We start from the raw sequence: 17,508 nt of genomic DNA, 5'->3' as shown, positions 1-17,508 counted from the left end.
GGGAGGAACGCGGCCGGATCAGCCGCGGCGCGGGCGCGGCTGCGAGACCTTGAGCAGCAGTTCGAGCAGCAGCAGCCGCTCGGCCGGCGAGAGCACGGAGAGGGCTTCGTTCTCCATCGTCGCGGCGATCTTCTCGGCACGCTGCACCAGCTGCTGGCCGGCCTTCGTGAGCACCACGATCTGCGAGCGGCGGTCTTCGGTGCTGCGCACCCGCTCGACCCAGCCGCGCTCGACCATGCGGTCGAGCGTGACGGCGAGGTTGGGTGGCGAGACATCGAGCGCTTGCCCGAGCTGCTTCTGGTTCACGTTCTCGTTCGACGCCACGAGCACGAGGATGGAGAACTCCACCGCCTTCAGCTGCAGCGGCCCCAGGTGCTTGGCGAACACCTTCTTCAACGCGACCGACGCCCGCGTGGCCGCATAGCCCATCAGGTGCGTGAGGCGGGCCTGGTCGAGCGGGCCTGAGCGGGCGCGCGGTTCCAGGGTCTCGTCGGCAGCAAGCTCGGGGGCGTTCATGCGGAGGGGGCGGAGAGCTGAGGCAGCGGATTTTGCCCTGCGCGGATGCGCGCGAGGCAGAGGCCGGCTTCGGGCAGCAGGTAGTCGAGGTAGTACTGCGCCGTCTCGCGCTTGGCCGTGTGGAACGGCGTGGCGTGAGACGCGGCCACCGCCTCGGCGCGCGCCCAGCCCTGCGCGAGCAGCACGAGGCCGGCCAGGCGCAGGTAGTCGTCGGCCACGCGGTACGGCAATTCGGCGTCGCTCGCCGAGTGCTTCAGCAGTTGCTGTGTGGCCTGCTGCCAGTTGGCGAGCCAGGGTTGCACCCGCGCGGCGAGCTCGCCCGTGGGCAGCTCGCGCTGCAAACGTTCAATGAGGCCGGCGAGTTTCACGCCGCCATCGGCCACCACCTTGCGCACCAGCAGGTCGATCGCCTGGATCTCGTTGGTGCCTTCGTAGATGCGCGAGATGCGGCTGTCGCGCACGCACTGCTCCACGCCGTAGTCATGGATGTAGCCGTGGCCACCGTAGACCTGCTGCGCCGCCTGCGCGGCGGCAAAGCCGTTGTCGGTGAGGAAGGCCTTGCAGATCGGCGTGAGCAACGAGACCTCGTCGTGCGCGACGTGGCGCACGGCTTCGTCGGGGTGACGCTCGGCGATGTCGAGCAGGTGCGCGGTTTCATAGGCGAGCAGCCGGCCGCCTTCGAGCAGCGCCCGCTGGCGCAGCAGGTTGTGGCGCACGGCCGGGTGCAGCGCGATCGGGTCGGCCTCGGCGACCTTGCGCTCGGGCGAGCGCAGCGGCGCGCGCATCTGCACCCGCTCCAGCGCGTAGGCCAGCGCGTTCTGGTACGCACTCTCGGCGTGGCCCACGCCCTGCAGGCCGACGTGCAAGCGCGCCGCGTTCATCATCACGAACATGCCCGCGAGGCCGCGGTTCACGTCGCCCACCAGCCAGCCCGTCGCGCCCTCGAAACTCATCACGCAGGTGGCGCTGCCCTTGATGCCCATCTTCTTTTCGAGGCCGTCGCAACGCAGCGTGTTGCGTGAGCCATCGGGCATCACCTTGGGCACGAGGAAGAGCGACAGCCCTTTCGTGCCGGCCGGCGCACCGGCGATGCGCGCGAGCACCATGTGCACGATGTTGTCGGTGAGGTCGTGCTCGCCGCCCGAGATGAAGATCTTGGTGCCGCTCACGCGGTAGCTGCCGTCGGGCTGCGGCTCGGCGCGGGTCTTCAGGAGGCCGAGGTCGGAGCCGGCGTGCGCTTCGGTGAGGCACATGGTGGAGAGCCACTCGCCGCTCACCACCTTGGGCAGGTAGCGCGCCTTGAGCTCCGGCGTGGCATGCGCGAGCAGGCTCTCGTAGGCGCCGTGCAGCAGGCCCGGGTACATGTTCCAGGCGTGGTTGGCCGAGTTGAGCATCTCGTGCAGCACCGCGTTGAGCGACTGCGGCAGGCCCTGGCCACCGACTTCGGGCTCGCACGCGAGCGCTGGCCAGCCGGCCTGCACGAAGGCCTGGTACGCCTCGCGGAAACCTTTGGGCGTGGTGACGATGCCGTCTTTCAGCGTGCAGCCTTCGACGTCACCCACCGCGTTGAGCGGCCCGAGGACTTCGGAGGCGAACTTGCCCGCCTCTTCGATCACCTGGCGCGCGGTGTCGGCATCGACCTCGGCGAAGGCCGGGATCTGCGCCCACTGCGCGGGCAGGTTCAGCAACTCTTCGGTGACGAAGCGGATGTCACGCAGCGGGGGGTGGTACTGCCACATGGTCGACGGCTCAGGCTTCGGCCTTCTTGCGGGCGGCACCGAGGTAGGTGTCGATCACCCGTGGGTCTTTCGCCAGCTCGGCGGCCGGGCCGCTGAGGGCGATCTCGCCCATCTCGAGCACGTAGCCGTGGTCGGCCACTTCGAGCGCGGCGCGCGCGTTCTGCTCGACCAGCAGGATGGTCACGCCGGTCGCGCGCAGGTCGGCGATGGTGCGGAACACCTCCTTCACGATCAGCGGGGCGAGGCCGAGCGACGGCTCGTCGAGCATCAGGAGCTGCGGCTTGCTCATCAGCGCGCGGCCGACGGCCAACATCTGGCGCTCGCCGCCCGAGAGCGTGCCGGCCAGTTGCTTGCGGCGCTCCTTCAAGCGCGGGAAGCGGGTGAAGACTTCCTCCATCGTGTCGCGCGCCGCCTTCGGGCCCTGGCGCACGTGGCGGTAGGCGCCGAGCAGGAGGTTGTCTTCAACCGGCATGGTGGAGAAGAGCGCTCGCGTTTCCGGCACGAGGGCGATGCCTTGCATCACGCGCTCTTCGAGGCTGCGCTTCTCGATCGGCTTGCCGTCGTAAGCGATCTCGCCCTTCGAGGGCATCACGCCCATCAGGGCGTTGAGCAGGGTGCTCTTGCCGGCGCCATTGGGGCCGATGACGGTGACGACGGTGCCGCGTTGGGCTTCGAAGGTGAGGCCGTGGAGGACTTCGGCGTGGCCGTAGGCGGCTTGGAGGTTGCTGACTTTCAGCAAGGGGGTTGTCATGGGGATGTCCTATGCACTGCGTGGCGGCATGCCGGGTCTCGCCCCGGCGGGCGAGTTACTTCTTTTGCTTCGCCAAAAGAAGTAACCAAGAAAAGGCGACCCGACGGTGGCGGTCCGGCCGGAGGCCGGACTGCTCTGCGGTGCTCGGACTTGAGGGGCCGCGCCGAACTCACTTCGCGAGCTGCGCTCGCTACGTTCAAACAGGCGGCGCGAAGTCAGTTCTTGATGCGCGCTGAAGCGCGCGCCCCTCAAGCCCTGCGCTCCTCGACGCCACCCACGGGTGGCCCTACGGCTCGCTAACGCATCGCCATCAGTGGCGGGGGCGCCTTGCGCCCCGCCCATCCAGCACGAGGCGAAGCGAGCCGAGAGTACGAGGCCCGCGCAGCGGGCGAGGGTTTCCCGGGGCCCTTGAGAGCCGTCGAGCAGCGCAGGGCTTGGGGTGGCGTGCGAAGCAGGCTTCGTCATCTGACTTCGGGCAGCTGTCTGAACGCAGCGAGCGCAGCTCGCGTAGTGAGTTCTGCCCGACACCCCAAGACCGAGCAGCGCAGAGCAGTCGGCCCTAGGCCGACCGAGCGAACGGGGGGCCCTTTCTTTTGCCTTCTTTTCTTTGGGCAAGCAAAGAAAAGAAGGTCGCCCGCCGGGGCGAAATCCCGGCAAACCACCACGCAGTGCCCCTGCATCCACCACTCAGTGCTCCGTCCCAAGATAAGCCGCCCGCACAGCCGGCGACGCCTGCACCTCAGAAGGCGTGCCCTCCATCAGCTTCGTCCCGAACTCCATCACCACGATCCGATCGGTCACCTGCATCACCAGATCCATGTCGTGCTCGACCAGCAGAATCGACAAGCCTTCAGACCGAAGCTGCCGCAGCACCTCCACCAGCGCCTGCTTTTCCTTGTGGCGCAGACCGGCCGCCGGCTCGTCGAGCAACAGCAGCGCCGGATCGGCACACAGCGCCCGCGCAATCTCCATCAAGCGCTGCGGCCCCATCGCCAGATTCCCCGCCTGCTCATGCAGGTACTGCTCCATCCCGATGCGCTTCAACTGCCGCTCGGCCTCGCGCAGAAGAGACCGCTCCTCCGCCCGATCGAGCCGAAGCATCGCCGCCGCCACCCCGCGCGAGCCACGCAGGTGCGCCCCCAGCGCCACGTTCTCCAGCACCGTCATCGTGGGGATCATCTTCACGTGCTGAAAGGTGCGCGACAGGCCACGCCTGGCAATGTCGCGCGAGGCCAGCCCGTCGATGCGCTGCCCGCGGAAGGAAACAGCCCCGCTCGTCGCCGGCAACACCCCCGTCACGAGGTTGAAGGTGGTCGACTTGCCCGCGCCGTTGGGCCCGATCAGGCCGACGATCTCGCCCGCCTTGACCTGGAAGCTCACGTCGTTGACGGCCACCAGTCCGCCGAACTGCTTGCGCACCGCCTGCACGTCGAGCACCAGCTCTCCTTGCGGCGGCTTGGTTTGCTCGGCGAGCGGCGCGGCATCCAGCCAGTCGACCTTGCGCTTGACCGGCGGCAGCCAGCCTTCGATGAAGGCCCACACGCCATCGCGTGCGTAGTGCAGCACCAGCACGAGCACGATGCCGAACACGATCACCTCGTAGTTGCCGCTGCTGCCCATGAGCTTGGGGAGCCAGACCTGCAACTGCTCTTCCAGGATCTTCACGATGCCGGCGCCGACGATCGCGCCCCACACATGGCCCACGCCGCCGAGCACCGCCATGAAGAGGTACTCGATGCCCTTGTTCAGGCCGAAGGGCGACGGGTTCACCGTGCGCTGGAAGTGCGCGAAGAGCCAGCCCGAGACCGCGGCGAAGAGCGCCGCGATCACGAAGGCCATGACCTTGGTGCGGAAGGTGTTCACGCCCATCGCCTCGGCCATCGTCGTGCCGCCCTTCACCGCACGCAGCGCGCGGCCGACGCGCGAGTCGAGCAGGTGCAGCGTGGCGAACGAGGCCAGCACCACGATCACCCACAGCAGGTAGTAGAAGCTGCGCCCCGACCTCAGCTCGGTGCCGAAGAAGTTGATCGCCGGCAGGCCGAGCAGGCCGTCGTACTTGCCGAGCGCGTCGATGTTGCCGAGCGTGTAGTACAGGCTCAGGCCCCAGGCGATGGTGGCCAGCGGCAGGTAGTGGCCCGACATGCGCAGCGTGACCCAGGCCAGCACCAGCGCGAAGACGGCGGTGATCACGAGGCCGATCCACACCGTGACCCAGGGCGAGAACCCATGTGCGGTGGAGAGGTAGGCCGTGGTGTACGCGCCCATGCCGACGAAGGCCGCTTGGCCGAAGGAGGTGAGCCCGGCCACGCCGGTCAGCAGCACCAGGCCGAGGGCGACGAGCGCATAGAGGCCGATGTAGTTGGCCTGGGTGATCCAGAACTCGGGCACCGGCAGCAGCGGCAGCACGGCCAGCGCCAGCAGGAAGACGATGAGGGAGGTGCGACGGATGTTCATGTCGTTCTTCTTTTCTTCTTATTCCTCGTCGTCGTGCCCATGCAGGAACGACCGCCACAAGAGCACCGGGATGATCACGGTGAACACGATCACTTCCTTGAAGGCACTCGCCCAGAACGAACCAAAGCTCTCCAGCACGCCGACGAAGAGTGCACCCAGCACGGCGGCCGGGTAGCTCGCGAGGCCACCGAAGATCGCGGCGACGAAGCCTTTCAGGCCGATGAGGAAACCGGAGTCGTAGAAGACCGTGGTCGTCGGCCCGATGAGCAGGCCCGACAGCGCACCCATGAAGGCGGCGAGGCCGAGCGTCAGCTTGCCGGCACCCGAGGTCGAGATGCCCATCAGCCGCGCGCCGAGGCGGTTCACCGCCGTCGCACGCAGCGCCTTGCCGCGCAACGTCAGCTCGAAGAAGACGAAGAGCGCCGCCATCAGCGCGATCGATGCGATGAAGATGATGATGGCCTGGCCCGACACCGTCATCGCGCCGATCTGGAAGCGCTCGTCCCAGAAGCTGGGGTTGCGGAAGCCTTCCGCACCGAAGAAGACGAGGCCGAGCCCGGTGAGCGCGAAGTGCACGCCGACCGAGACGATGAGCAGCACCAGCACGCTCGCATCGGCCACCGGCTCATAGGCCAGGCGGTACACCAGCGGGCCGAGCGGCGTGACGACCGCCAGCGTGAAGAGGCTCTGCGCCCACAGCGGCCAGCCGCGCGGGCCGGCGAACCAGGCCACGGCGAACACCAGCACCGGCACCGCGAGCGTCTTGGCCGCATCCTTGAGCAGCTGGTCGGCCCCGAGGCCACGGCCGCTGCCGCGCACCGAGTCGACCACCACCGCGATCAGCGCGACCGCGAGCAACAGCCAGACCGTGCCCGGCAGGTCACCGTGGCGCTGCCAGAAGCTGCCGACCGGGTTGCCGTTCTGCAGCATCGCGAGGGTGATCGCGCCGTAGGCGACGAACTCGCCCTGCGCAATGAAGATGACCCGGGTGATGGCAAACACCAGCACGGTGGCCAGGGCCAGCAGCGCGTAGATGGCGCCGTTGGTGACACCGTCTAGCGTGAGGATGCTGGCAATGGAAAAGTCCATGATGAATTCTTGTAAGAGCACGCCCCGAACTCGAGGCGACGCGAGCGCGCAGCGCCTCGCACATCAAGCAACGCCCCGAGGAACCGGCTTTGCCGGGCCTCAGGGGTGGCGCCCCTCGGGGGCAGGAGCGCAGCGACCGGGGGGCTTAGTTCTCGACGTCCCACTCGCCCTTGACCACCTTAAGGATCACGCCGGTCTCGGTCGTGAAGCCCCAATGGTTGTCCTTCGAGTACGTCACCACCCCTTGCGACAGCACCGTGCGGCCCATGTTCTCGATCGCATCGCGCAGCGCGCTGCGGAAGGCCTGCGTGCCCGGCTTGCCGGCCTTGAGGGCCACCGGCACCACCTTCTCGAGCACGATCGCGGCGTCGTAGCCGTGCGCGCCGAACTGGTTGCGGCTGCCGGCGCCGTAGGCCTTCTCGTACTTCTGCACGAAGTCGAGCGCGAGCTTCTTCGACGGGTGCGAATCGGGCAGCTGCTCGGGCGCGACCGCCGGGCCCGAGACGACGAAGGAGCCTTCGACGTCCTTGCCGCCGATGCGCACCAGGTCACGCGAAGCGGCCGCGTGGGTCTGGTAGATCGTGCCCTTGTAGCCACGCTCGATCAGGCCCTTGTGCGGCATGGCGGCACCGGAACCGGAGGCCACGACGAGGATGGCCGGCGGGTTGGCCGAGACGAGCTTCAGCGCCTGCGCGGTCACGCTGGTGTCGGGCCGTGCGAAGCGCTCCACCGCCACGATCTGCGGGCCGCCGAGCTTGGCCGACTCGGCCTTGAAGTCGTTGAGCCAGCCTTCGCCGTACGCGTCGGTGTAGCCGAGGAAGCCGATCTGCTTGATGCCCTTCTTCTTCATGTGCTCGATGAGCGCATGGGCCATCACCGCGTTGCTCTGCGGCAGGCGGAACGACCAGGTGTCCTTGCCCGCGGGCAGGTTGGCCGGCGACATCATCAGCTGCACCGTCTGCGCTTCGGCGGCCACACCGGCCATCGCGATCGCGACCGGCGTCACCGCCGAGCCCACCAGCACGTCGACCTTGTCTTCGGTGACGAGCTTCTTCGCGTTCTGCACGCCCTTGGTGGGGTCGCTCGCGTCGTCGAGCACGATGACGTTGAGCTTCTCGCCGGCGATGCTGGTCGGCCACAGCTTGATGTAGTTGTTGACCGGGATGCCCAGGCCGTTGCCCGGGCCGGTGAGCGGGAGCACCACGCCGATGGTGATGTCGGCCTGCGCGGCACCTGCAGCGAACAGGGCAGCCATGGCAATGGCAAGGGGTCGGAAGGCTTTCATGTGTCTTGTCTCCAGTGATGAAAGATGAACGTCGTGGGTCAACTCAACTGCAAAGGGCTTGGATGTCCTCGGGAACAGGGATCGCACGAAGGCGCTCACGGTCGTGCTCGTCGCGCTTCACGAACGCGCGCACGTCGCGGCCTTCGCAGATCAGATCGTCGCCGCGCATCACGCGATGCACCTGGGTGAAGGCCACGCGGCGCCACTCTTCGATGTGCGTGTGCACGGTGAGCGTGTCGCCGTAGGTCGCGGTCTTGTGGAACTTGGTGTTGATCTCCAGCAGCGGCGTTCCCACGATGCCCCGCTCGTTTTCCAGGATGCGCCAGGGCTTCACGCCGCATTGCATGAAGAAGGTCAGCGAGGCCGCGTCCATCCAGCGGCAGAAATTCGGGAAGAACACGATGCCCCCGGGATCGCAATCGCCGAACTGCACGGTCACGCTGTAGGTGGTGGTGCGGGGCATGTGTCGAATCGGTTCAGCGGGCGGCCATGCGCAGCGCGCCGTCGAGGCGGATGACCTCGCCGTTGAGCGAGAGGTTCTCGACGATGCTGGCCGCGAGGTGGCCGAACTCCGCGGGCTTGCCCAGGCGCTTGGGGAAGGGGATGCTGGCCGCGAGCGACTCCTGCACGGCCTGCGGCAGCTCCGCGAGCAGCGGCGTGAGGAAGAGCCCCGGGGCGATGGTGCAGGCGCGCACGCCGAACTGGGCGAGGTCGCGCGCGAGCGGCAGCGTCATCGCGGCGAGGCCGCCCTTCGAGGCCGAGTACGCCTCCTGGCCGACCTGGCCGTCGAAGGCCGCAGCCGACGCGGTGTTGACGAAGACGCCCCGCTCGCCATCTTCCAGCGGGTCGAGCGCCACGATGCGCGCGGCCGCGAGGCGGATCACGTTGTAGGTGCCGATCAGGTTGACGCGGATCACACGCTCGAAGTCTTCGAGCGGCGCCGGCGAGCCGTCTTTCTGCACCACGCGCTTGGCGGTGCCGATGCCGGCGATGTTCATCACGATGCGCGCCGGGCCGTGGGCCTTCTCGGCGGCGTCGAGCGCGGCGGTGACGGAGTAGGTGTCGGTGATGTCGCACTTGAGCGCGATGCCGCCGATCTCGGCCGCGACCTTCTCGCCGAGCGCGGTGTTGAGGTCGAGGATCGCGACCTTGGCGCCGCGGCGGGCGAGTTCACGCGCCGTGGCCGCGCCGAGGCCCGAGGCACCGCCGGTGACGAGGGCTGCTTGTCCTTGGATCTTCATGATGGGTGTATGAGTTGAACGTAAGAGCCGATCACGCGGCGTCAGGGTTTTCAAGCAAGAGGGCGATGCCCTGGCCGCCACCGACACACGCCGACGAGATGCCGTAACGCTGGCCGCTCTTGCGCAGCGCTCGGGCCACGGTGATGGTCAGGCGCACGCCGGTCGCGGCGAGCGGATGGCCGAGCGCAATGGCGCCGCCGTGGACGTTGAGCCGGTCCTGGTCGAGGCCGAGCTCCTTGGCGACCGCGAGGGTCTGCGCACCTTGCGCTTCGTTGATCTCGAAGCGGCCGATGTCATCGAGCTTCAGGCCGGTTCGCTCCAGCAGCAGGCGGATCGCCGGCGCCGGGCCGATGCCCATGATCTCGGGCGGCACGCCGACGGCGGCCGCGGCCAGCACGCGGGCCAGGGGCTTGTGCTGGTGGGCTTTCACATACGAGCCGCTCGCGACGACCGCCGCCGCGCCTGCATCGACCAGCGCCGAGCTGTTGCCGCCGGTCTGCACGCCGTTCGGGTACACGCTGCGCAGCTTGGCCAGCACTTCCACCGGCGAAGGGCGCACGTGGGTGTCGCGGTCCAGGCTCGTCACCTTGCGCGGCAGCTCGATGTGGCGGTCGGCGTAGCCGTCGAGCTTGAAGGTCTCGGGCGTGACCGACACGATCTCACCCGCGAAGAAACCTTCTTCCTGCGCGGCCACGGCGCGGGCGAACGAGCGCGACGCATAGGCATCGACTTCGGCGCGCGTGATGCCGTACTTCTTGGCCAGGTTCTCGGCCGTCTGGATCATGGTGATGTTCGGCGCGGGGTCGATCAGCGCTTCCCACATGAAGTCCTTGAACTCGACCGGCGCGCCGAGCTTGAAGCCGGTGCGGTGGGTGAAGGCGGCAATCGGGTTGCGCGTCATCGACTCGGCGCCGACGACGAGCGCCGCATCGCAGTAGCCGTTGCTGATCTGCTCGCCGGCCTGGCGAAAGAGCTCGAAGCCGGTGCCGCAGATGCGCTGCACCATGATCGCGGGCACCTCCACCGGCACGCCGGCGTAGAGGCCCACGAGGCGCGGGTACATGAACTGGAAGAAGTCGCTAGGCGCCATGTTGCCGGCGATCACCGAGCCGATGTCGGCCGCCGGCACGCCGGTGCGGGCGAGCACCTCGCGGGCGACCTTGATGCCGAGGTCGGTAGCGCTCACCGCGCCGAGCTCGCCGCAGTAGTCGACCATCGGCGTGCGCACGCCGTCGATCATCCAGATGTCGTCGAAGCCGCCGAAGAAGCCTTTGCTGGCCATGGTGTGTTCCTTGAAAGTGGTTCAGGTGCGCGGCAGGATCAGGCCTGCCACGCTGCCGTCGTAGAGCGCATCGACCAGTGCGGCGCGGTGCGTCAGCACATTGCGCTGGTTGATCGAGCCCTTGTCGGTGATCTCGCCCTTGTCGATGGAAGGGGGCTCGCGCAGCACATGCAGGCGCGCGATGCGGTTGGCGCTGCCGGTGCCTTGGGCCCAGAGCTTGTTGGCGAGCGCCTGGAAGAAGTCGAGCACCTTCGGGTGCGTGAGCACGTCTTCGACCGACGCCGAATCGGGCAGGCCGGCGAGGTGGCGGCACTCTTCCATGCGCGGGAAGACGAGCGCGCCGACTTCGTCGCGGTTGAGGCCGGTGATGACCACGTCCTGCACCAGCGGCGCGCCGTGCGACACCACCGCCGCCTTCAGCGGGCCCACGCTCACGAAGGTGGCGGTGGAGAGCTTGAAGTCCTCGGCGATGCGGCCGTCGAACATCAGGCCCTTGTTGTGATCGCCCGCATCGACCCAGGTCACCGCATCGCCGGTGCAGTAGAAGCCTTCTTCGTCGAAGGCTTTCGCGGTGTTCTCCTCGTCACGCCAGTAGCCGGGCATGACGTTGGGGCCGCGGAAACGCACCTCGGTCTTGTCGCCCAGCGGCACGAGTTTCACGTCGACACCCGGGCACGGCAGGCCGATGAAACCGGCGCGCGCGTCGGTGCCGAGCACGAAGGTGCACGAGGGCGCCGTCTCGGTCATGCCCAGGCCGCCGATCACGCGGATGCGCTCGCCCGCCGTCGCTTCGGCGTGCTTGTCGAGCAGGTTCCACGTGGCCTGCGAGATGCCGGCGCCGCCGCACATGAAGGCGGCCACACGCTTGAACAGCGACTCGCGCAGCGCGGCGTCGGTGTTCATCGCCGAGGCAATCTCGTCGAAGCCCTTGGGCACGTTGAAATAGACGGTGGGCTGGATCTCGCGCAAGTTGCGCAACGTCTCGGCAATGCCCTTCGGCGTGGGCTTGCCGTCGTCGATGTACATCGTGCCGCCGTTGTAGAGCGTGATGCCGACGTTGTGGTTGCCGCCGAAGGTGTGGTTCCAGGGCAACCAGTCGACGAGCACCGGCGGCTCTTCCGCGAGGAAGGCCATGCTCTGGCGCAGCATCTGCTGGTTGGCGCACCACATGCGCTGGGTCACGACCACACCCTTCGGGTGCTTGGTCGAGCCCGAGGTGAACATGAACTTGGCGATGGTGTCGGCGTCGACCGTCGCGTGCGCGGCTTCGCCTGTGGCGCCATAGGCGGTGTCGAGCAGCGCGTCGAAACGCGTGGTCTTGCGGCCGGGCAGCTCGCCTTGCGTCAACACGACTTCGGTGCCGGCCGGCACGCAGCAGTCGATGGCGCGGGCATAGGCCTTGGCATCGCTCGCGAACACCAGTCCCGGGTTCAGCTTGTCGAGGATGTACTGCAGCTTGCCGTAGTCCTGCGCGACAACCGAGTAGGCCGACGAGATGGTGGCGTGCGGCACGCCGACCCACAACGCGCCCATCACCAGCGTGAGGTGCTCGAGGTCGTTGTCGGAGAGGATGACCACCGGCCGGTCGACCGAGAGCTGGCGGTCGACGAGCGCCTGGCCGATGGCCTTGGCGCGGGCCAGCATGTCGGCGTAAGAGATGCGCTTCCAGTCACCGCCGTTCACGCGCTTGGCGACGAAGGTGCGCTCGGGCACCTCGGCAGCGAACTGCTCCAGACGATCGGTGAGGCGCACCGGGTAAGGCTGCAACGCCTCGGTCGAGCGCAGCACCTTGATGCCATCGGCGCGCGTCTCCAGCGTGGCGCTGATCGCGCCGCCGACGGATGCCGCGCGGTACCTGGCGCTCACGACTTCACCACCTTCCCCGCACGCTTTTCGAGGAACGCGCGCAGGCGGTCTTTCGCTTCGGGCGTCGATTCGGCCACCGCCGCCATCAGCGACTCGGTGAAGAGGCCTTCCGACTGCGACTGATCGGCGATGCGCGGCAGCGCGTGCGTGACGGCGTAATTGGAGAGCGGCGCGTTCTGCGCGATGCGCTGCGCGAGCTCGTAGGCCTTGGCGAAACCGGCGCCCTGCGGCACCACGTACTGCACGAGGCCGGCGGCGAGGCCTTCCTGCGCGTCATACACACGGCCGGTCAGCATCATGTCGGCCATGCGGGCCACGCCCATCAGGCGCGGGATGCGCGCCGAGCCGCCGCCGCCGACGAAGAGGCCGCGCTGGCCTTCGGGCAGGCCGAAGTAAGCCGAGGCTTCGGCCACGCGGATGTGGGTGGAGGAGGCCAGCTCCAGGCCACCGCCGACCACCGCGCCGTGCAGCACCGCCACCACCGGCACGCGGCCGAACTGCACCTGGTCGAAGGCCGCATGCCACATGCGCGAGTGCAGCACGCCCTCGCCCACGTCGCGCTCCACGAGCTCGGAGAGGTCGAGCCCGGCGCAGAAGTGATCGCCCTCGCCGCTGACGATGGCCACGCGCACGTCATCGGGCAGGTTGACGAAGGCGGTGTGCAGTTGCTGAATCAGCGTGTCGGAGATGGCGTTGCGCTTGGCCGGGCGGTTGAGGCGGAGGTGCAGCACCGGGCCGGCCTGGCTCACCTGCAGCAGGTCGAGCGAGGCGAGCAGGCCGGTGGCGGGGCGGAAATCTGTGCTCATGCGCGGGTCTTGGGGGTGATCGCCAAGAATTTAGTTAAAAGATAAAACTACTTTTTGATGTTGCCATCTTAGGAGCCGCACCCCAGCCGCGCAAGTTTCAGCTATGGCAGAACCCCTAGTGTTTACCCTAGGATTTGGCGTTATATAGTTCAATACCATAAACATTTACGCAATCCACTCCGGACTTTGAGGACGACGCCATGAGCAAACTGATAGACGCGAAGGCCGCTGCCGGCTTGATCCCCGATGGCGCCACGGTGTGGCTGGGCGGTCTGGCGATGATGGGTTTCGCCGAAGAGATCGCGAAGGCGATCGAGGCGCGTTACCTGGAGAGCGGCCACCCGAAGAACCTGACCACCTGGGCCTCGGGCGCGATCGGCAACGCGAAGGACGGCGGCATGGTGCACTTCGCCCACCCCGGCCTGCTCAAACGCATGATCGCGGGCCACTACGGCCAGTGCGGCGCTAATCTCATGAAGATGGTGATGGCCGGCGAGATCGAGGCCTACAACTTCCCGCAAGGGTCGCTCGCCAACCTGCCCAAGCACATCGCGGCGCGCACGCCGGGCTTGCTCACCAAGGTGGGCCTCGGCACCTTCGTCGACCCGCGCATCGAGGGCGGCAAGATGAACAGCGCCACCACCGCAAGCCTCAACGAGGTGGTGCAGTTCGCCGGCGAAGAGTGGCTCTTCTACCCGTCGCCCAAGGTCGACGTGGCGCTGATCCGCGCGACGCTCGCCGACGAGAAGGGCAACCTCTCGATGGACAAGGAAGGCGTGCTGCTGGAAACCCTCTCCGTCGCGCAAGCGGTGAAGGCCAATGGCGGCATCGTGATCGCGCAGGTCGAGCGCATCGTGAAGGCCGGCTCGTTGCACCCGAAGTCGGTGAAGGTGCCGGGGCTGGTGGTCGACCATGTGGTGATCTCGAAACCCGAGAACCACATGCAGACCATCAGCACGGCCTACAACCCGGCGCTCGCGGGCGACATCCGCGTGCCGGTGAGTGCGTTGAAGCCCATGCCGCTCGACGCCCGCAAGGTGATCGCCCGACGCGCCGCGGCCGAGCTGATCCAGGGTGCCGTGGTGAACCTCGGCATCGGCGTGCCCGCGGGCGTGCCCGCCGTGGCCCATGAAGAAGGCCTGGGCGATGCCTTCGAGCTGAGCGTGGAGTCCGGCGTCAATGGCGGCGTGCCGCAGATGGGCGGCGACTTCGCGCTCTCGCTCAACGCCGAGTCGATCATCGAGCAGCCGCTGCAGTTCAACTTCTACGACGGCGGCGGCATCGACGTGAGCTGCCTCGGCCTCGCGCAGGCCGATGCGAGTGGCAACGTCAACGTCAGCAAGTTCAGCGGCCGGCCGGTCGGCTGCGGCGGCTTCATCAACATCACGCAGAGCGCGAAGAAGCTGGTCTTCTGCGGCACCTTCACCGCCGACGGGCTGGAGCTCGAGATCGGCGGCGGCCTGCTCAAGGTGACCAAGGAAGGCGCACACCGCAAGTTCATCTCGCAGGTCGAGCAGATCACCTTCAGCGGCCCGGGCTCGGTGCAGCGCCGGCAGCAGGTGCTCTTCATCACCGAGCGCGCCGTCTTCCACCTCACCGCCGAAGGCCTGGAGCTGACCGAGGTCGCCCCCGGCATCGACCTCGAGCGCGACGTGCTCGCGCACATGGACTTCAAGCCCGTGATGAAGAACGTGCGCCCGATGGACCCGGGCATCTTCCAGGAGACATGGGGCGGCCTGGCAGAGGCGATGCGGCATGCCAGGCCGCTGACGTGACCCGCGCTCAGTGGTGGTGCTTGCGCGGCCGGGCCTGGTCGGGCCGGCTGTAGTCGCACACCCCCTCGGGGAAGATCTGCTTGAGCTTCGCCACCGCCGCCGCGTTGGGCATCCACGGCGCATAGGTGCCATCCATCAGCGCCCGCTCGACCGGTTTGAGCGAGCACTGGTAGATGCCGCCTTCGATCGGCGCACCGGCCACGGTGCGTGAGGTGCCGTAGATCGGGAAGCGCTGCGTGCACGGGCCCGGCGGCAGCGAGTCGAGGATCCCGTTCCACGCGTCGTCACCGGCGTAGATGAGCTGGCCATGCACGTCGAAGCAGCTGTCGACCGCCCGCGCGGGCCGGTTGCGGGCGATGCCCTTCTTCGGGTTGGCGCGGATGTTGGCCATCCACTCGTCCATCACCGCAATGGCGTCGAACGACTGGCTGGCCTTGGGCTGGCCGGGCATCGTGTCGGTGAACCAGATCACCAGGTGATCGGCACGGCCCATCTTGTCCAGCACACGCTTTCGCACCGCGAACGACTGGTGCGAGTTGTGCATATCGAGCTCGCGCTCCATGTACTGGCGGTGGTCGATGGTGGGGAGCGTGAGCTCGCCGTCGAACACGTGGCCCGAGGTGTAGGCCGCACGCGTGGCGATCGGGTCACCCTTGGTGCGAGGCGCCGGCTGGTCGGGCGTGGGGCTCAAGCGCATGTTGCGACGGCTCCACGGGTCGAAGTAGCCAGGCTCGGTGAGCGCCCGGTTGATCTCGGCCTGCGAGGTGCCGAAGAAGGGGAAGCCCTCCTGCACCATGTCGCTCGGGTGCTTCCAGCCGCCGATCTTGAAGTTGAGGTCGAGGAACTCGTCGGGCGTGATCCGGCCTTCCTTCAACGAGCGCAGGCCGTACTGCACGCCCACGTTGTCCCAGGTCGGGCGCGCCGCGCCGGTGGCGTCGACACCGTAGACGTTGCGCAGGTCGTCGTAGTGCGTCCAGCGGATGGCGGCGATGGCGCTCTGCGGCTCGTAGAGCTGCTGGTTGGGCGCCTGCCCGTACCAGGGGTTCATCGCGAGCGGCGTGAGCCCGCGCCAGGCCGGCACGCACTCGGTGGTGCCGGGCGCGGTGCTGTAGCCGAGCGCGGTCTTGAGCGGCGCCAGCGCATCGTTGACACGCGCGAAGCCTTCCTCGGCGTTCATGCCGACGAGCCACGTGCGGTTCTTCGTCACGCGCCACTTCGGGTTGGCGCGGTCGGTGGCGTCCATGTAGTGCTCGAGCAGCTCGCAGTCGCCGACGTGGATGGTCTGCGTGACCATGTCGGGATACGACTGCACCGGCAGCGCAGCATCGAGGATGCCCGGCTGGTTCTGCTGCAGCAGGTATTGCTGGATCGCGCCGCCCGAGCCGCCCAGGCCGTAGGTGTAGAGCGGCACGCCGTAGCGCTCGACGAAGCGCTCCTTGGTCATCATCGCGGTCTCCGCGGCGAGCGTCATGTTGTAGTGCGTGCCGGTGTTGTTGCCGCTCGAATGCACGATGGCCGTGCCGGTGCGCAGGATGTCGGCGTTCATCGCGCCGCCATGCAGCGTGCCCTGCGAGTGGCCCACCGCCACGCCGCCCTGGAACCAGTACTGCAGCCGCTTGTTCCACAGGCTCAGGTCGGGTGACGCCGGGTTCTCGCCGCGCGGCGCCAGCATCGCGAAGCTGTAGAGGAAGCGGTTGATGGTGCCGCGCTCCTGGCGCACGATGAAGTCGACCTCGCGGCCGTCGGCCAGCGTCGTCTTCGCCATGTCGACGGGCGTGGAGCCGTCGGTGGGCAGCGGGCGCCACTGGTTGGTGGTGCTGCGGTACACGTAGCTGACGAAGGTCTCGATCGAGCAGGTCTTGCTGTAGCCGATGCGCGCGCCGCTGGCGTCGAAGACCGGGAAGCCGGGCGGCGTGGCCGACTCGACCAGCGGCTGCCGGCCCACCGCGCCTTGCGTGGTGGTGCAGACGAAGGGCTCCTGCTGCGGGCCCGAGAAGATGGGGCCGGTGATGGGGTAGTTCGTCAGCACGAGGCGGTCGCGCAGCAGGAAGCCGAGGTGCTTGTGCCGCACCTCCAGCACGTTGCGGCCATCCACCAGGCCGGTGATCACGCCTTCCAGGCCGTCGGCGGTGGGCGCGAGCGCGCCACGCACGAGCCGGCCGTTGAGCCGCAGCTCCAGCTTGTCGCGCAGGCCCGGCGGCACACGCACCGCGATGCGCGCATCGCCGCCCGACACGTACTGCGGCGGGCTGGAGAGCACGGTCAGATCGACCGGCCCGTGGCGGTCGACGAGGCCACCGCGTTCGCCATCACCCTGCACATTCGATCCCGCGGACTGCGCCGTCTCGCGGGCGCTGCCTTCGCTGTCGCCGGCATCACTGCCGCCGCCACCACATGCGGCCAGCAGCAAGGCGCTGGCGGCAGAGACGGCCTGTACCTTCCAGGTCTTCATGGTGCTGTCTCCTTCGGCCCCGTCGGGCCTTGTTGGTTGTTCGATCTTTGAACTTAGCCCCGCGGAAGGAGGCCGCCTACCGGTATTACGCGGGGGGCGCGAAAGCACTGTCGTTCCATAAGCAATCAAGCGGCCCCGCCTCCAAAACGTCCGCTGTGCGCGCGGGTCTCCTGGTGATCGCCCAGAACCAGGTCGACTGCGGGATAGCCCGCAAACCGGACGCCACCACATTACTTAAATTCAATAAGCAAT

Annotated in this window: 13 protein-coding genes; 1 reads left to right on the top strand and 12 read right to left on the bottom strand. The window is 67.9% G+C overall.

Going from position 1 to position 17,508, the window contains the following annotated elements; genetic code table 11:
- Positions 1-18 precede the first annotated feature (18 nt).
- The 11 genes from RXV79_RS02085 to RXV79_RS02035 form a co-directional block, all read right to left on the bottom strand.
- Positions 19-516 carry a MarR family winged helix-turn-helix transcriptional regulator gene (locus RXV79_RS02085; protein ID WP_296723761.1) on the bottom strand — a complete coding sequence of 166 codons (498 nt, stop codon included), beginning with the start codon at positions 514-516 and terminating at the stop codon, positions 19-21.
- Positions 513-2,255 carry an acyl-CoA dehydrogenase family protein gene (locus RXV79_RS02080; RefSeq protein WP_316701734.1) on the bottom strand — a complete coding sequence of 581 codons (1,743 nt, stop codon included), beginning with the start codon at positions 2,253-2,255 and terminating at the stop codon, positions 513-515. Before RXV79_RS02080 ends, RXV79_RS02085 begins: the two co-directional genes overlap by 4 nt.
- Positions 2,256-2,265: 10 nt before the next feature.
- On the bottom strand, positions 2,266-3,006 hold the full coding sequence (locus RXV79_RS02075; protein ID WP_316701732.1) for an ABC transporter ATP-binding protein: 741 nt from the start codon (positions 3,004-3,006) through the stop codon (positions 2,266-2,268).
- Between the two features lie 687 nt (positions 3,007-3,693).
- Positions 3,694-5,460: a branched-chain amino acid ABC transporter ATP-binding protein/permease gene (locus tag RXV79_RS02070; RefSeq protein WP_316701730.1), complete on the bottom strand. Its 1,767-nt coding sequence runs from the start codon at positions 5,458-5,460 to the stop codon at positions 3,694-3,696.
- An 18-nt stretch (positions 5,461-5,478) separates the two neighbouring features.
- Complete coding sequence (locus RXV79_RS02065; RefSeq protein WP_316701728.1) at positions 5,479-6,549, bottom strand: branched-chain amino acid ABC transporter permease; 1,071 nt, start codon at positions 6,547-6,549, stop codon at positions 5,479-5,481.
- A 145-nt stretch (positions 6,550-6,694) separates the two neighbouring features.
- Positions 6,695-7,804 carry an ABC transporter substrate-binding protein gene (locus tag RXV79_RS02060; RefSeq protein WP_413816659.1) on the bottom strand — a complete coding sequence of 370 codons (1,110 nt, stop codon included), beginning with the start codon at positions 7,802-7,804 and terminating at the stop codon, positions 6,695-6,697.
- 73 nt (positions 7,805-7,877) lie between these two features.
- Positions 7,878-8,297 (bottom strand): acyl-CoA thioesterase, encoded by a 420-nt coding sequence (locus RXV79_RS02055; protein WP_316701724.1) that lies wholly within the window; start codon positions 8,295-8,297, stop codon positions 7,878-7,880.
- 13 nt (positions 8,298-8,310) lie between these two features.
- The gene (locus RXV79_RS02050) at positions 8,311-9,075 is read right to left on the bottom strand and encodes an SDR family NAD(P)-dependent oxidoreductase (protein ID WP_316701722.1); all 765 of its coding nucleotides are present in this window, start codon (positions 9,073-9,075) and stop codon (positions 8,311-8,313) included.
- A gap of 31 nt (positions 9,076-9,106) precedes the next feature.
- A complete protein-coding gene (locus tag RXV79_RS02045) occupies positions 9,107-10,357 on the bottom strand; it encodes a thiolase family protein (protein WP_316701721.1) in 1,251 nt (416 codons plus the stop codon).
- Between the two features lie 21 nt (positions 10,358-10,378).
- Entirely contained in the window at positions 10,379-12,223 is a 1,845-nt protein-coding gene (locus RXV79_RS02040) for a feruloyl-CoA synthase (RefSeq protein ID WP_316701720.1), read from the bottom strand.
- The gene (locus RXV79_RS02035) at positions 12,220-13,029 is read right to left on the bottom strand and encodes a crotonase/enoyl-CoA hydratase family protein (RefSeq protein ID WP_316701719.1); all 810 of its coding nucleotides are present in this window, start codon (positions 13,027-13,029) and stop codon (positions 12,220-12,222) included. The genes RXV79_RS02040 and RXV79_RS02035 overlap by 4 nt, the downstream gene beginning before the upstream one ends.
- Positions 13,030-13,229: 200 nt before the next feature.
- Between RXV79_RS02035 and RXV79_RS02030 the strand changes: the two genes are divergently transcribed.
- A complete protein-coding gene (locus tag RXV79_RS02030) occupies positions 13,230-14,804 on the top strand; it encodes an acyl CoA:acetate/3-ketoacid CoA transferase (RefSeq protein WP_316701718.1) in 1,575 nt (524 codons plus the stop codon).
- Between the two features lie 7 nt (positions 14,805-14,811).
- Here RXV79_RS02030 and RXV79_RS02025 read toward each other — a convergent pair whose 3' ends face one another.
- Positions 14,812-17,256 carry a DUF6351 family protein gene (locus RXV79_RS02025; protein ID WP_316701717.1) on the bottom strand — a complete coding sequence of 815 codons (2,445 nt, stop codon included), beginning with the start codon at positions 17,254-17,256 and terminating at the stop codon, positions 14,812-14,814.
- Between the last annotated feature and the right edge of the window lie 252 nt (positions 17,257-17,508).

The sequence above is a fragment of the Piscinibacter gummiphilus genome (genome assembly GCF_032681285.1).
Classification (GTDB): Bacteria; Pseudomonadota; Gammaproteobacteria; order Burkholderiales; family Burkholderiaceae_C; genus Rhizobacter; species Rhizobacter gummiphilus_A.
Note: the sequence above shows the minus strand (reverse complement) of the source record. Positions and strands in the feature narration are given on the sequence as shown.

Coding starts and splice junctions, on each gene's coding strand:
- RXV79_RS02085 (WP_296723761.1), bottom strand. CDS start 516: ATGAACGCCCCCGAGCTTGCTGCCGACGAGACCCTGGAACCGCGCGCC.
- RXV79_RS02080 (WP_316701734.1), bottom strand. CDS start 2,255: ATGTGGCAGTACCACCCCCCGCTGCGTGACATCCGCTTCGTCACCGAA.
- RXV79_RS02075 (WP_316701732.1), bottom strand. CDS start 3,006: ATGACAACCCCCTTGCTGAAAGTCAGCAACCTCCAAGCCGCCTACGGC.
- RXV79_RS02070 (WP_316701730.1), bottom strand. CDS start 5,460: ATGAACATCCGTCGCACCTCCCTCATCGTCTTCCTGCTGGCGCTGGCC.
- RXV79_RS02065 (WP_316701728.1), bottom strand. CDS start 6,549: ATGGACTTTTCCATTGCCAGCATCCTCACGCTAGACGGTGTCACCAAC.
- RXV79_RS02060 (WP_413816659.1), bottom strand. CDS start 7,804: ATGGCTGCCCTGTTCGCTGCAGGTGCCGCGCAGGCCGACATCACCATC.
- RXV79_RS02055 (WP_316701724.1), bottom strand. CDS start 8,297: ATGCCCCGCACCACCACCTACAGCGTGACCGTGCAGTTCGGCGATTGC.
- RXV79_RS02050 (WP_316701722.1), bottom strand. CDS start 9,075: ATGAAGATCCAAGGACAAGCAGCCCTCGTCACCGGCGGTGCCTCGGGC.
- RXV79_RS02045 (WP_316701721.1), bottom strand. CDS start 10,357: ATGGCCAGCAAAGGCTTCTTCGGCGGCTTCGACGACATCTGGATGATC.
- RXV79_RS02035 (WP_316701719.1), bottom strand. CDS start 13,029: ATGAGCACAGATTTCCGCCCCGCCACCGGCCTGCTCGCCTCGCTCGAC.
- RXV79_RS02030 (WP_316701718.1), top strand. CDS start 13,230: ATGAGCAAACTGATAGACGCGAAGGCCGCTGCCGGCTTGATCCCCGAT.
- RXV79_RS02025 (WP_316701717.1), bottom strand. CDS start 17,256: ATGAAGACCTGGAAGGTACAGGCCGTCTCTGCCGCCAGCGCCTTGCTG.